Raw genomic sequence first — 13743 nt, 5'->3', positions numbered from 1 at the left:
TCGCTATGCTCGAAATGACAGGGTTGGTAAAGTGAAAACTTTATTGCGGCTTATTCCTCGGTCCTTTATTCCAAACCTTCTTTTTACCCCTATCCCTGTTATTTTTATTAGGCACATGGGCTGATCTTACCTCGGCGATAGAAGCGATATGCGGTGGAATCTCATGCTGTGGTAGCTTCCTGTCTATCAGGTCCTCAATGCTTTTCAGCTTCCGTTCATCACGATGATTTACGAATGTGATGGCAGTACCCGTAGTTTCGGCACGTGCGGTACGGCCTATGCGGTGTATATAATCTTCGGCGTCGCCGGGGGCATCATAGTTGATAACCAGGTCTATCCCCTCTACATCAATACCACGCGAAAGTGCATCGGTACCAATAATAACCGGAAGCTGTTTGTTTTTAAATTGCAGTAATATCTCTTCGCGTTCCTTTTGTTCCAGATCCGAATGAAAGGCGGCTACGTTTATCTTAGCGGCTTTCATTTCTTTATATAATGATTTAACCAGTTCTTTCCGCGAAGCGAAAATAATAGTGCTTACATAGGCCCCTTCTTTTAAAAGATGCAGCAACAAAGGTGTTTTTTGCGCGTCGTGTGCGCGATATATCTGCTGATCAATACCTACAGCAGGTTGTGAGAGGGCTATATTTATTTGCTCCGGATCGGTTAATACCGATTTGGCTAAATTACGTATTCGCCCCGGCATCGTAGCCGAGAACAATAGTGTTTGTCTTTGTTTAGGCAGGTAGCTGATGATGCGCATAATATCATCGGAAAAGCCCATATCCAGCATACGGTCGGCTTCATCTAATATCAAATATTTAATTTGATCAAGCTTTAACACGCCCGATGTAAGGTGAGCTATCAATCTGCCGGGTGTGGCAATAATAATGTTTACGTTATTTTGTATGCCGCGGCGCTGCTGCTCATACACATGGCCGTCGCCGCCACCAAAAACCGCTATGGAGCTGATACCTGTAAAATAGGCAAGCCCCTCGGCCTGCTGATCTATTTGTTGAGCAAGCTCGCGTGTTGGGGTTAAAATAAGGGCGAGGGTCTTCTCTTCTATATTTCGGCCTATTTTTTCTAAAACGGGTAATAAAAATGCCGCTGTTTTACCTGTTCCGGTTTGTGCACAGGCAATTAAGTCCTTGCCTTGTAATATTGCCGGTATGGCCATTGACTGTATAGGCGTAGGGTTTATATAACCCATGCTATTTAAACCGTCTGATAGATGCTCGTTGAAATTAAAATCCTGAAATGTCACTATATCTTTTTGTGTGCGTACAAGATAAGCAAAAATTGTGTGTTAGCGGTATTTTGGGCATAGGAGTTGGCATATCTTAAGAAAAACACAACCGTGTGAAGCTTGTTAACGTAGTAAAATTTGCCATTTTTCAGGCACTTGGGATTGCCTTTAAGCGGCAGTGTTAGTTACGACTGTATATAATTTTGCAGTTGCTCTATCGTAGCTTCGTGCGAGAGTATGGTTTCGGTTACCACATCGCTCATCGAAACAATACCTTCCAGTTTATTGTAACTAAAAACCGGCAAATAGCGCAATTTACCTTCGGTCATAATATGCATACAGTTATCGACAGAGGTTTCCGGCATAATGCGCGGGATGCTGGTGCTCATAATTTCGCCGGCTGTAGTATGGTCGGATGAGCGCCCTTCCAGTATCACTTTGCGGGCATAGTCTCTTTCGGTTAATATGCCTGCGTATTCACCATGTTCTATAACTACTACCGCGCCAATGTTTTTCTCAGCCATTAATTTTAAGGCATCCAAAACTAAAGTGGCGGCATCAATAGTTACTACTGCACTACCCTTGCGGACAAGTATATCAGAAACTTTACGCATAAGAATAAAAGGCTAAGTGAATAACGCTTATTTCAAATATAATTAATAATAAACAAAAAAGACCTCAAAAAGAGGCCTTTATATTAACATTTGTGTATTTCTTGTGTTGATTACTTAATCCCTGTCTCTACTTAGTTTGCTAAATGCAAGCGGGTTTTCATTTAACTCGGCACCCTCAACTCGGTTTTTTACAATATGTATGGCCGTAAACAATGCTTCGCGGAATGATATTTCTGATGCCAGGTTCTTGCCGGCAATATCAAAAGCGGTACCATGATCAGGCGAGGTACGTACAAATTTTAACCCTGCCGTAAAGTTTACACCCGATTCAAAAGCTATTTGTTTAAACGGTATCAATCCCTGGTCGTGGTACATGGCCAGCACGGCATCAAACTGCAGATAAGTCGCGTTAGCAAAAAAACCATCCGCGGCATACGGGCCAAATGCCAGTATATCGCTTTCGCGCGCCTGCTCAATAGCCGGAATAATAATTTCCTGCTCCTCGTTACCAATTAAGCCATTATCGCTGGCATGAGGGTTTAGTCCCAACACGGCAATGCGTGGCTTGCGTATCCAGAAATCGTTTTTAAGGCTGTTATTCATCAGCTTTAATTTGGCAACAATTTTATCAGCGGTTATGCTTTGCGCAACAGCCGAGATTGGGATATGGCCCGTTACAACACCTACACGTAAAGTATCGCTCACTAAAAACATTAATGATTCGGCTGCGCCATCGCGCTCCTGCAAATATTCGGTATGGCCGGGAAAGTTGAACGATTCGCTTTGGATATTATCTTTATTGATAGGGGCTGTAACCAGCGCGTCTATCTCGCCGCGCAACAGGTCGTTGGTGGCACGCTCTAATGACAGGAACGAATATTTACCCACCTCTTTATTTACCACGCCCGGTTCTATCTTTACATCTTCTTCCCAGCAATTGATCATATTGGCGCGCTTATCTTGCGCATCAGCAGGGGTGTTGATCACGTTGAAATTAAGCTCGGTTATTTCGGTAGCCTTACGGTGAAACGAAGCTACTTTGGTATGCCCGTAAACTATAGGGGTGCAATATTTATAAAGTTGACTATCGGCTAATGTTTTAATAATGATCTCTAAACCTATCCCGTTTACATCGCCAATGCTTATTCCTATTTTTAATTTCTCGCTCATGATTTTATGATTTCATCGGTCGTCATTACCATCACACCGGTGTATCTTGTTTATAATGTTCGCGCTTTTAGCTTCACAATCTTCAAATTTAAAAGATTTTGCCTTTAGCGTTCCTGATTAAAGCACAAATATGACTTAATTTGCTCAAATATTAATTTAATAATGTCGTTAGTAAGAGCAAAAAAACATTTAGGTCAGCATTTTCTTACTGATAAAAACATAGCGGCAAAGATAGTAGAGAGCCTGCGCCCCCAAAATAAGTACACCCAGGTATTAGAGGTTGGTCCGGGGATGGGTATCCTGTCTGATTTTTTGCTGGAGAAAAAAGAATACGAAGTTTCGTTGATTGATATTGATGACGAGTCGGTACAATACCTGCAAAAAAAATACCCGCAGCTGGGTAAACGATTGCTAAACGCCGATTTTTTAGAGCTTGATTTTGAGTCAATATTTAACGGCCCATTAGGCATTATTGGTAATTTCCCTTACAATATATCTTCGCAAATATTATTTAAGGTGCTGGATAACCGGGCGCAAGTAGTTGAGGTTGTGGGCATGTTCCAGAAAGAAGTAGCCGAGCGCTGCGCCTCTAAACCCGGCAGTAAGGAGTACGGCATATTGAGTGTGTTTTTGCAGGCGTATTATAAGGTTGAATATTTATTTACGGTAAAGGCGGGGGTGTTTAACCCGCCGCCAAAAGTGTTATCGGCGGTTATACGCTTAACCCGCAACGAAACCACCGAATTAAACTGCGACGAAAAGCTATTTTGGCAGGTAGTAAAAGCCGGCTTTAACCAGCGCCGCAAAACCTTGCGCAACGCGGTATCATCCCTCATCAACAAAGAAAAAATGACCGACGAGCCGCTGCTTGACCTGCGCGCCGAAAGGTTAAGTGTGGAAGATTTTATCAGGCTTACTAATCTGATTTCGGCGAACAGGGCCGGATAAACACATTTTTTATGACCACCGGGTTGATGCCCGCAAGGCGTCATTTTCTTTAATAAACAAAAAATCGCATTGGTTTAGGGCGTTATCATACGGGCGCCGCAACAGGCTGCATATATCATACAATACAAAGCCCTGCAACTTCATAAAGGCCATAACCTCATCAACCAGGGGGCAATTTTTATAGATGTTTAATAACGATACCTCAAGCAAAACAAACCGGGCGGCTTTAAGCGTATTTGGGCCACCTTTTAATATTTCCAGCTCATAGCCCTGAGTATCTATTTTTATAAAGTCGGGGGTTTCAAATTCAGTTCCTTTTACAACATCGTCCAGTAGGTTCAGTACGCGTTTTTCAACTATGGCAGGTGTTTCGTTGTCTTCTTTTAAAACCGAGCTGGCGGTATCATAAACGTTAAACTCAACCTCGCTTTTCTCGCTGCCCAATAGTTCAATTTTAAAAGCGGTGTGGCTCAATTCGCGCGTAACTTGTAGTAGTTTATCCGCTTTGGCGGTTTGGCCCTCTATCATCAATATGTGCGCTTCAGGAAACTGCTGCTTAAAGGCTTTTGTCCATAAACCCTCATAGGCCCCAATATCTAATACCACACCGGGCGTGTAGCCCAGATTTTTTAAATTGATAAAACTACTCTCCTGGCTCGGCACCCCCAGTTTATGGCGGAGCTTATTTTTAAAGCCCGGCGGTACCAGGTTTTTTATGAAGGAGGTTAGCGACATTATGGTGTTGATGATTATAGGGTGAATATACATATAAACAGGATAAATAATATTTATTGTCATCCTGGGCGTAGCAGAGGATCTTATACGCCATATAAACATTCAATTGGGCTGCTGGATAGGTTCTTGGCCTATAATTTTTTTGGTAAAATGGTTTACAAAGGTTTACATAATTAAAGAAAAAAACAATTAATTCATTGATAATCAATTTATTATAAAACAGCAGGTTTACATAAATGCAATTGTTTTTTTATTGATAGAATTACTTACTGGTTTAAGTTTAGTGCAACTTAACTTAGTTGGCATAATGCATTAGCTTTCAGCTTAATAAGATAAGCTGTATAGTTGCCGCATTTTAGGACGAAGCTACAAGCTTCGACCAGCATGGGGCGGGGTATTAGGTAAGTAGTTTTGTTATAACTGGAATCGCATGATGCATGAAAAAGTCTTTAAGTTCTGGTTTGATTAACTCGAATATTTCGTCCGTTGCCTTAGTTCCAACGTATGAAATTATTGCGCCAGAAGTTCTTTGATACCATTTTCTTTTACCCAATGGATAATCAGTTTTGAATGATATAAAATCAGTTTTAATATCTTCAACAGTATCAAATAATATTTGTTGTCCAAATTGAATATTATTAAGCTTATCTAATATCGCATCAATTTTTTTATTCAGTTCGATGACCTCATTATTTGAAAAAGCGTTTTGCTCTAAACCGGATATACCTAAATTTTGAAGTGCTCTAACAGCATAAAAAATCATTGACTGGTAATACAACTTTTGCGATTCAAATTCTTTATATTGATGATATTGCTGTTGTTCGTAGATGTCAAATTTGAAATCATTTCTTTTGACCTTTTTTTCATAGTTGCTTATGAAATCGTATCGAATTCTACTGTTTTCCTCTTCTACTTTAATATTTAAATAATTAATAGATTCAAGATTGTAGATTATTTTATCCTCCTTATTTGTAAACAGTTTTTGTCCATCGGTAATAATTTTCTTAGACTCTTTTCGAGAACGAATATTTGAATCAATGTATAAAATCGTTTCACGTTTTACTATTTGGTTAAAATTTAATTTTCCAATATCTTTTAATAATTCTTCAATTTCCATTATATAATAATTAAGATGTAGTCCTGTTTTTGTTTAACCTCTAATATTTACTTTCTTTGAATGCACATGCGAAACGCGTATGCCAGATCAGACAATAAAACTAAATCATTTTTTATAGCTTTAATTAAATTATAGCATTTATGATTCTTAGGATAATTGAATTTATTAGTAAGACTTTTGGCACAGGTAAAGACACGACGGCCACCATTGCTGTAACATTGGCAACTTTTACTATTGGTATACTAGTAACAGCGATTTTTAAAGCGATTGAAAACTTTCTGGACAGAATGAACCATAGAATAATGTTCAGGTTAAATTTGCTTAATTTAATAAGGGAAATGCACCGTCAGAGAATGTCTTATAGGAAATTTGCGGACGGGTTAATAATAGGTAAAAGTACGCCGGAATTTAAACAAATATCAATTTCAACATTAAGCATTTATCAGCAATTAGGTTATAAGGATAGCTATAATTCTTTTTTTAACGGTTTTGAAAACATCCGTTTAAGAAACGGAAATAAATTTAGAGAATCATTCAATCTAATATGGTCTACATTACAATTTCTTAATTTATTTCATCAAAAAACTTTTAAAGACGCTAGTGAATTTATCGAAGCTGAAAGGAAAGCCAATGAGTTACGTAATGAAGCAATTGCATCTTCTTATAACATTATAAATTCCATTCGTTTTACTTACCATAAACAAAAAGTTCAACGAAATTTAGGAGTATATTGTAACACAATTGAATCGATTTTAAAGGAAAATATGGCACACACTGACAATACCAATCCACAAATAGTTAACGATAGCATCATTTTACCAATAATGGCGCTAAATAACGATAACGTTGACCTAATGAAAGATTATATGGACGTTTTACAGCCCGTGGCTTTTGGTGATTCTCTGAACATAAGCGTACTTAGATACGAGAACCAAAAAAATTTAATAATATCAAATCAAAAGTATTTTCGACACCTAGATGAAGAATTTTCTAGGCACATAGATAAATTAAAATCGAGCTATAAAAACTTATTTCGATAACGGTGGTTCCCCCTATTGTTTACGTTTAGCGGAGCGTAACCTAGTCTACAATGTATTAAAATTTAGCTTTCAAAGACAAGTAGCGTACTTTCCCCATTTTAGGACGAATTCTACAAGCATAGACCTTACTCGTTCCCTTTGACGTTTGCAGGCTTGAAGGCACGGTAGACATACAAACAAACTACGACGCCCATTACCAAGACGATTAATTTACCCGCGTTGTTTTTAGGGTCGCTTTGCGTCCAGGAAACCGGCGGGGCCAGACAATACACCGCGGCTATCCATAAAACAATACACAAAATGGCGGTGGCTTTTTTGTTCATAGGGGTGATGACATGAGGATAAATATACTGATTTCTACTAAGTCACAAGAACTCCACGTTATTGGCCTCGCTGCTTTTTGCGCCAGCTTAATCTTTACGCAATAAAAAGCTACGATCTCATTTTGATACGCGGATTATAATTCCTATATTGTTGCGTTAAACGCCGAGTATTCAGCGGTTTATGCTAAACCACCCGATATGAAAAATCACCTTGCACTTTTAACTCTTATAGCCGCGTTTGCCCTCCAATCCTGCAAAAAGGGGGACGGGAGCGGTACGTCGTCGAGTTCGCAGTCTCCTGCAACTCCTGCCGTCACCTTACCATCGGTTGGCTTTTTTGTGAAGGATACTTTCACCTATCCCGCCGACATCTATGTGGTTGCCCACGACTCAATAGGGTACAACATCAACGTTTTCTCCGACGGAGGCGCGCCCGTCACGGCGCGCGGCGCATGTTGGAGCACCTTCCCAAATCCGACAATCGCGGACAAAAGGAATCTTGACGGCGCGGGAACTGCAAACATCCACAGCGGTATCGGCGGGCTGACGGTTAACACCAAATACTACCTGAGAGCCTATGCGACCAACTCTGCGGGAACGGCTTACGGGTCACAGATTACGCTGACCACCGCATACGTAAAGGGAGAGAGGTTCGGCGGCGGGATAATAATCAGCATCGACCAGACAGGTCTTCACGGTCTCATCGCCACAGAATTCGCAAAATCTGCGGTCGTGTGGGGTACGGGTACAGGGAATGCTTACAGCGCTTCTGACGGAGCAGGCAATACCGATAAGATAATACAGGCGCTGGGCCCCAATTCGGTAAATGCTGCAGCGATTTGCAGGGCATGCAGAGACGGCGGTTTTTCAGACTGGTTCCTGCCAGCCTTGAACCAACTTACGCTGATCGGAATACCGGCAAACGGCGCATCCTATTGGTCATCGACCGAAATATCCACCAATCCAGCAATTGTTTACATTACCGCCTCTCCCTACGGAAGCTCCTACGCCGAACCGAAAACGGTAAAGCACGAACTCCTCCCGATGCGGGCGTTCTAAGATTCTTTTGTCTCCGCACTTTCAGGAGAATCTGCGGAGGCGTAAGGGGGATTATAATAATAAACTAATCATTAATATTCATTAAAATTACCGGATATAAAAAACATTTATCATATTAAAAAAAAACCACATTCATCTAAAAACTAAACTTTATCAAATGAATAACTATCAATGTCAAAAATGTTCTACAACTGTTCAAAACGGTTCAACCCCGACTTCTTACGGCTGTCCAAAGGGTGGTTCACATTCTTGGAATAATTTAGGTTCCGTTGGAACTCATGATTATCAATGTAAAAAGTGTTCAACACATATTAAAGGAAATTCTACTCCAACTTCTTACGGCTGTCCCAATGGGGGTTCTCATTCTTGGAACAAACTTACATGATCTCTTTTGTCTCAGCAGGGCCTCTCGTAGATCACCCTGCGTTGGTTGGCGTATCGCAGGGTCCATTTCAGGAGACCTTGCGACTACTAAATCATTATAAAATAAAACCGCTCGTGGTGTAACATCGTAGGTATTTAAAACGTAAACATAAAAAAACCCTGCAAGGGATCAACTTACAGGGTCAAATATCGGGTTTGATAGCCCGACAGGGGCGCACTTATCTAACAATTTTCAAGGTGCTGTTTCGTACGTCCTTTATTTTAAGGCTCACGTCTGTGAGCCTTTTTATTTCCTTTAAATTATATATACGTAATTTGTTAAAAATTAGTTGTAGGATTTTATACTTTGATTGATTTGGCGAAAGTTTGCGGTGACAACATTTCGAAAATGAATTAAGCTTTCAGCTTAATAGCAGAAGCAGGATGCTTGTTTTATTTTAGGACGAAACTTAAGCTTCGACCAGTGAGAGGGTTAAATAGATGCTACCTTTTTAAACCCATCTTTGTAACTAAACGTTGCTCGGTAAACACCATCAATAATTAAAAATTGATTATTTATTTTTAGATCAAATGTCTTACCTATACTTTCCAAATGCCGGTAAATAATATATGATCGTAGCCTCTTATTTAATTCCTCGACAGATAGACTTGACCATTCAGCATTTTTTAAAGTTAACCCATTTCCAAATTCAACTTCATCTTTATGTTTTATACCGTCTAAACATACTTGATAGATATAAGTTAAAGTATCTGATGGTTCAACAGATATAAAATCTTTTATTATCTCATAATAATAACTATTCAAATCATTTAAGAAATAATAAAAAGGAGTTTGACTTGATCCTTGACACTTTACATAAAGCCGTAATGTTTTTAATGACGGTCGCATTGCTGCTCCGCCAGGGGCCTTTATCGCTATAACAAATGATGTGCTTGTATTTGGATTCCCTGGGGGTACAATTAATCCTTCATTTTGTAAAGTCTCCAATTCGGTATCTATTTTTAATCTACTATCTGTTTCCATAACAGAACATAACGAATCGTATGTTACACCAACGGGTCTTGCATATACAATGCCATCAGCTTCTGCTAAATCAAGGTCACTAATATTACAAGTCTTTTTAGAATGCTCACATAAATAAGATAATAGTTTTACTTGTGATGAGGTCAAACTTTTCAGCAGGTCAATAAAAAAAATGTTTTCATCTTCTTGATACTCTCCACACGACGCGGCGAATAATCCCGCCCACATATTTTGTAAAGTATCATTACTTACTTCTGAGGCATTTTCGATTATTCTTGATGCAACTCTGGGGTCTATATATAGTTTACTTGTATCCTGAGTGCTCTTTAATAATCGCTGTACTTTCTTGCCAAATTTCAGGCGGTTTAACTGTCGCAAGTAAAACACTTGATCACTTAACAGGTTCCCAAGTTCCTTCGCTGGTGGCAATAGTGCTGCTTCTACAAGAGATTTACCAACATCAATTACGGCTTTAACGCCTTCTTCTAGAAATTTATCTTCAATTGGATTCATCTCTTTATTTTTTATCTAAAACTATTGTTTAGGTGTATGACTTTTTCATTTCTTACCCAGCCCAACCCTCTCTATCCAAGCTTCTAAACTGTATGGCTTCGGCCAGGTGTTCAATTTTTATGTCTTCGCTTCCGGCAAGGTCGGCAATGGTGCGGGCCACTTTGAGTATACGGTCGTAAGCCCGGGCGGATAGGCCCAGTTTTTCCATGGCTTTTTTGAGTAGCATCTGTCCGGCCTCGGTTATTTTGCATAGGTCGCGCACCATTTGGGGGCTCATTTGGGCATTGGCGTGTAAGTGCGGCTTGTCGCCAAAGCGTTCTATCTGTACCTCGCGCGCTTTGATCACACGTTCGCGGATGAGTTCGCTTTTTTCGGCCAGCCTGTCTGATGCCAGTTCGTTAAAATTTACCGGGGTTACTTCTACGTGCAGGTCAATACGGTCCAGCAATGGTCCCGATATTTTACTCAAATACTTCTGCACCATCCCCGGCGGACAAATACACTCCTTCTCCGGGTGATTATAATAACCGCAAGGACATGGTACCGTTGACTTTTTACGCATGCTCTAAGATAGTGCAAAAACCAAGAAATCCCGCATTGCCCTTCGCGCTCAACACGCTTGGCGACCATATCAGGGCAAGGCGCATCGGAAAAGACCTGATGCAGCGGGACGCTGCGAAGATCATCGGTGTATCGGAGGACTCCGTGACCTATTGGGAAAACAACCGGGCGCAACCGCAGATACGGCACTATCGGGCAATCATAGCCTTCCTCGGATATTATCCGTTCGACCACGAAACTGAAAGCTTCGCGGGAAGGCTGCGACAACTGCGCTACTCACTGGGCTATACATACAAGCAGCTCGGGGCGGCGATCAACGTCAATGGTTCGACTGTTCGCGGGTGGGAGCACTCAATCAATATCCCCACCATGCCCCATCGGCTTCGCATGATGGCGCTAATCGAACAATCATCAAAGCCACAATACCCCTCAAAATGAGGGGTATTTTATAATAAAAGCACGAACACTTGAAAGAATAGCGTTAAAGTTATATGGTGAAGCAAAATAATTTGGTCTGGTTCTATTGGAGGCCATTATTATTGGTTAAGCAGAATTGGAGCAAAATAAAAATTAAAAGGGGGGTACTAAAATAGCCTTTATTCCAAGATCCCGTAGCTCTAAGCAGCTCTCCCCGGTCATTATACTTTTAGGCCAAGGAATTAACCGGGTCTAATTCCGCTATTGTGAGACGGGAGATCTATAGTAAAAACCGCCCCATTATCGTTATGGACCCTAATAGCACCGCCATGCGCCTCAATATGTTGCCTAACAATGGCGAGTCCCAGGCCTGTGCCGCCGCTCTTGTTTTTTGTCACAAATGGCTCAAAGATTGTTTCCATTATGTCGTGTGGGATTCCCGGACCACTATCCATTATTATAATTTTGATTGAGTCAGAGGATTGTGAGGCCGTCACCACTATTTTCTTTGGAGTCACTGTGGATCCAGACAACGCATCGGCGCTATTGTTAAGTAGATTACTAAAAGAACGCCTTAACTTTCCGGCATCACCACAAATCTTCAAATCAGGGTCTATTTCGACTTCAAAATTTATGTTAGATGTATCATCTCGGGTTTTTGTACATGCTAGCGCTTCGTGTATTACATCATAAAGGGATATCTCTGTTTTTTTAATCTGAGTCTTTTTAATAAAATCCAGAAAATCGTCGAATATCTCGGAAGCTTGCGCAGCAGATTCTTCGATCATATCCAACATTTCATCAGAACAACCGTCTTCTCGAATCATTCCGGTTATAAGCCTTATGTTTTTCACAGGCGTACGCAAATCATGCATAACCATACCGATGACCTGACCGACAGCAGATAATTTTTCGTTCTGAAAAAGTCTTTCCTGTAATTCGGCGTTACGAATTGCCTGTGCGGCATTTTGTACAAATATTTTCAGCAAGTATATTTTCTCCGTCTGCAATTTCTCATGCTTATGGAGCAAGGCGAATATGGAATAATTTTCCAGTCGCGCAACCACAAGTTCGCCAATTTGCAGTACCTCGTTCTCTCCAATAGGTTGGTTCTTAATACTGTCGACCAACTGTCCGACATCGACATAGTCTTCAAAAGCTCCAATACTGAGCACTTTTTCGTAGCAAAGGTCGGCATGAAATTTACCAATTAAAGCAATTTCGGAATTTAATGAGCTTGAAAGTTGTACAAGTATATTCCTTAATAAAACGGTTAGCTGATTTTTGTTTAAGCCAATCGACGAAATAGATTCCATTAAGCCCTCTAGATTACGAAGTTTGTTGTAATCGGTCACCGCTTTTGTAGCCAGTTGGACAATCACTTCGGGAACATAGGGCTTACAATGGTAGCCAACGTTTAAACCCGCTTGTTCTATTATCTCTTCAATAGAATGGTCGCTATATGCCGTAATAAATATGATTTCGGCCCTTTCGTCGTGTTTTCTGATTTCTTTAGCTGTTTCCAACCCGCTCCAGCCAGGCATTCGCATGTCTATAAAGATAACGGCATAGGGGCTCCCTTTTTTAATCGAACTGATAACCTGTTTGAGACCTTCCATTCCATTGGAGGCTTTATCAACGCTAAAAATAGGAATATTGGGTGCTCGGGACGCCTGTATTGATGTAGGTGTATCAAACAACACGTTTACCGCGTTATGTATAGTCTGCTGGCTCGTATTGAGAGTATCAGGTACGAGAATCTCCTCGATATTATCTCTTACCATCTTCTCGTCATCAATGACAAGAACCGCAGTATTTAACTCGTTCATTATTAGGGCTTACTTAATCAATATTGTATTTGGTTTAACGTCAATTCGCAAAAAAGGTTGTCTTATGAAATTAAACTTGTCAATTTTATAGTTATAATTACGATAGTGTACCGATTTTTTTATTAAATGAACATTTTTGTTCTAGTAACGTAAAAGAGCTATAAAGTAAATGCATTTCAAAACCGTAGAATATGTTCCTCATACCACGGCGGAAAGCTGCCATTGAACCATGTAAATAATCATTGCTTATATTTTTATAAGGTAAATACCAAATACATGCATTGGGAATAATATTTGTAATATCCAATTAAGAAAGGAATAAATGAAAGTCGAACAGAGATTATTTAAGAAGGCATTTGGTTGGGAAAATAAAAGAGAAAATAATATCGATCGTTCACTATGTAATATTGTATTTGGCTTCGGAGATATAGATATTATAAAAGATAGTAGTATCCTCCGCTCATTGAATGCCGACTATCCATCAGCGGAGATATTAATGTGCTCTACTGCCGGGGAGATCATGGATATTCAGGTCAATGAAAACTCGCTATCATTAGTCGCGATACAATTTGAAAAAACCAATATTCAAACCGCTTCCGTCCAAATTAGCGACTTTGAAAACAGCTTCCAGGCTGGTTACGACCTAGCCTCACGACTTCCTCACGAGAATCTAAATAGTGTTTTATTGATTTCAGATGGGCACAGTGTGAATGGCAGCGAACTGATACTTGCAATGAACGAATTTTTACCTCCCGGTACA

At 40.2% G+C, this 13743-nt stretch carries 13 protein-coding genes and 1 pseudogene; 5 read left to right on the top strand and 9 right to left on the bottom strand.

The window, feature by feature from the left end:
• Positions 1-40: 40 nt before the first annotated feature.
• The 3 genes from ABI367_RS05255 to pdxA form a co-directional block, all read right to left on the bottom strand.
• Positions 41-1267 (bottom strand): DEAD/DEAH box helicase, encoded by a 1227-nt coding sequence (locus tag ABI367_RS05255; protein ID WP_462231533.1) that lies wholly within the window; start codon positions 1265-1267, stop codon positions 41-43.
• Positions 1268-1434: 167 nt separating this feature from the next.
• Positions 1435-1863 (bottom strand): CBS domain-containing protein, encoded by a 429-nt coding sequence (locus ABI367_RS05250; protein ID WP_462231531.1) that lies wholly within the window; start codon positions 1861-1863, stop codon positions 1435-1437.
• A gap of 114 nt (positions 1864-1977) precedes the next feature.
• Positions 1978-3033 carry a 4-hydroxythreonine-4-phosphate dehydrogenase PdxA gene (gene pdxA, locus ABI367_RS05245; RefSeq protein WP_462231529.1) on the bottom strand — a complete coding sequence of 352 codons (1056 nt, stop codon included), beginning with the start codon at positions 3031-3033 and terminating at the stop codon, positions 1978-1980.
• Between the two features lie 162 nt (positions 3034-3195).
• On the opposite strand from pdxA, the gene rsmA reads away from it, so the two are divergent.
• Positions 3196-3981, top strand: coding sequence for a 16S rRNA (adenine(1518)-N(6)/adenine(1519)-N(6))-dimethyltransferase RsmA (rsmA, locus tag ABI367_RS05240; protein WP_462231527.1), 786 nt, complete (start codon positions 3196-3198; stop codon positions 3979-3981).
• A 9-nt stretch (positions 3982-3990) separates the two neighbouring features.
• On the opposite strand, the gene ABI367_RS05235 is transcribed toward rsmA, so the two are convergent.
• Positions 3991-4749: an FkbM family methyltransferase gene (locus tag ABI367_RS05235; protein WP_462258038.1), complete on the bottom strand. Its 759-nt coding sequence runs from the start codon at positions 4747-4749 to the stop codon at positions 3991-3993.
• A 364-nt stretch (positions 4750-5113) separates the two neighbouring features.
• Positions 5114-5833 (bottom strand): hypothetical protein, encoded by a 720-nt coding sequence (locus ABI367_RS05230; protein ID WP_462231523.1) that lies wholly within the window; start codon positions 5831-5833, stop codon positions 5114-5116.
• A gap of 140 nt (positions 5834-5973) precedes the next feature.
• Between ABI367_RS05230 and ABI367_RS05225 the strand changes: the two genes are divergently transcribed.
• Positions 5974-6873 carry a hypothetical protein gene (locus tag ABI367_RS05225; RefSeq protein ID WP_462231521.1) on the top strand — a complete coding sequence of 300 codons (900 nt, stop codon included), beginning with the start codon at positions 5974-5976 and terminating at the stop codon, positions 6871-6873.
• 125 nt (positions 6874-6998) lie between these two features.
• On the opposite strand, the gene ABI367_RS05220 is transcribed toward ABI367_RS05225, so the two are convergent.
• Positions 6999-7196, bottom strand: a complete 198-nt coding sequence (locus ABI367_RS05220) for a hypothetical protein (RefSeq protein WP_462231519.1) — start codon at positions 7194-7196, stop codon at positions 6999-7001.
• Positions 7197-7394: 198 nt separating this feature from the next.
• On the opposite strand from ABI367_RS05220, the gene ABI367_RS05215 reads away from it, so the two are divergent.
• A complete protein-coding gene (locus ABI367_RS05215) occupies positions 7395-8255 on the top strand; it encodes an Lcl C-terminal domain-containing protein (protein WP_462231517.1) in 861 nt (286 codons plus the stop codon).
• A gap of 856 nt (positions 8256-9111) precedes the next feature.
• On the opposite strand, the gene ABI367_RS05210 is transcribed toward ABI367_RS05215, so the two are convergent.
• On the bottom strand, positions 9112-10176 hold the full coding sequence (locus tag ABI367_RS05210) for an Abi-alpha family protein (protein ID WP_462231515.1): 1065 nt from the start codon (positions 10174-10176) through the stop codon (positions 9112-9114).
• A 52-nt stretch (positions 10177-10228) separates the two neighbouring features.
• Positions 10229-10717 (bottom strand): annotated as a pseudogene (locus ABI367_RS05205) (magnesium chelatase subunit ChlI family protein); the annotation flags it as partial.
• A gap of 32 nt (positions 10718-10749) precedes the next feature.
• Here ABI367_RS05205 and ABI367_RS05200 point away from each other — a divergent pair.
• Entirely contained in the window at positions 10750-11175 is a 426-nt protein-coding gene (locus tag ABI367_RS05200) for a helix-turn-helix domain-containing protein (protein WP_462258037.1), read from the top strand.
• A gap of 221 nt (positions 11176-11396) precedes the next feature.
• Here the strand turns inward: ABI367_RS05200 and ABI367_RS05195 are convergent, their stop codons facing one another.
• Complete coding sequence (locus ABI367_RS05195; RefSeq protein WP_462231511.1) at positions 11397-12983, bottom strand: ATP-binding protein; 1587 nt, start codon at positions 12981-12983, stop codon at positions 11397-11399.
• A gap of 322 nt (positions 12984-13305) precedes the next feature.
• On the opposite strand from ABI367_RS05195, the gene ABI367_RS05190 reads away from it, so the two are divergent.
• A partial coding sequence (locus ABI367_RS05190; protein WP_462231509.1) for an FIST N-terminal domain-containing protein occupies positions 13306-13743 on the top strand: 438 nt, incomplete at its 3' end.

Source organism: Mucilaginibacter sp., from assembly GCF_039935595.1.
Classification (GTDB): Bacteria; Bacteroidota; Bacteroidia; order Sphingobacteriales; family Sphingobacteriaceae; genus Mucilaginibacter.
The sequence above is the reverse complement of the archived record's forward strand: the minus strand, read 5'-3'. Positions and strand labels throughout refer to the sequence as shown.